Source organism: Lottiidibacillus patelloidae, assembly GCF_002262935.1.
Classification (GTDB): Bacteria; Bacillota; Bacilli; order Bacillales; family SA5d-4; genus Lottiidibacillus; species Lottiidibacillus patelloidae.
This window is the reverse complement of sequence record NZ_NPIA01000023.1, coordinates 1-1,087: the sequence shown is the minus strand read 5'-3', so window position 1 is coordinate 1,087 and position 1,087 is coordinate 1. Positions and strand designations below refer to the sequence as shown.

At 38.8% G+C, this 1,087-nt stretch carries 1 protein-coding gene; it reads right to left on the bottom strand.

What is annotated here, in order from left to right; all coding sequences use genetic code 11:
- Window positions 1-1,087, bottom strand: a 1,087-nt coding sequence (locus CIB95_RS16265) for an OmpL47-type beta-barrel domain-containing protein (protein WP_198949219.1), incomplete at both ends; no start/stop codon positions are given.

The window sequence follows — 1,087 nt, the reverse complement described above, 5'->3', positions numbered from 1 at the left end:
GCGATATTGTATTTCTTTTACGCCAGATAAATTATCTGTCGCTGTTAACTTAAATGTTGCTTCTGTTGTGTACCAGTCGTTATTTCCTTTTGTTCCTGTTACTTCGATACTTACTTCAGGATTTACCTGGTCAATATTCCCAATAATAATTGTACCTACTGCTTCATTTCCTGCTTGATCTTTGACGTAGACAGAGTACGTTTCATTTTCGTCCGCAGTAAATGTTGTCCCTTGTAGCTCTGTTCCTTGGGATGCGAAATCAGAAAGTGACAACTCACCTTTCGCCCATTTTGTTAACGTAATCGCACTTCCAGTACCGTTACTTGAGACAATGATTTCCACTAACCCATTTGTTGGATTTGTTGGGGTTTGTGTTAAAGACACCGTTGGTAAGTCTGAATCTATATTCACGGTTTCTATTTTGCTTTCTTCTATGTTCCCTGCATTGTCTACTGTACGATACATTACTTCGTGCTGACCGTTCTGTAGTGTGAATGGTGCGTCGTATGGTGTCCATGTAGTTCCGCCATCTAGGCTATATTCCGTCGCGGCTACACCTGAACCTATTTCTGTAACTGTTAATTCTACTGTCACATCTTCATTGTACCAATCGTTTTCATTTGCTACTTTATTCAGTGTCATAGTTGTTTCTGGTTTTGTTGTATCTACTGAAATATTTTCTTCTTTTACTTCACTTATGTTACCTGCATGATCTTCTGCGCGGTATTGTACTTTATTCATACTATCAGTAGTTAATGACACTGGACTATCGTAAACAGTCCATTCACCATCATTGATGCGATATTGTATTTCTTTTACGCCAGATAAATTATCTGTCGCTGTTAACTTAAATGTTGCTTCTGTTGTGTACCAGTCGTTATTTCCTTTTGTTCCTGTTACTTCGATACTTACTTCAGGATTTACCTGGTCAATATTCCCAATAATAATTGTACCTACTGCTTCATTTCCTGCTTGATCTTTGACGTAGACAGAGTACGTTTCATTTTCGTCCGCAGTAAATGTTGTCCCTTGTAGCTCTGTTCCTTGGGATGCGAAATCAGAAAGTGACAACTCACCTTTCGCCCAT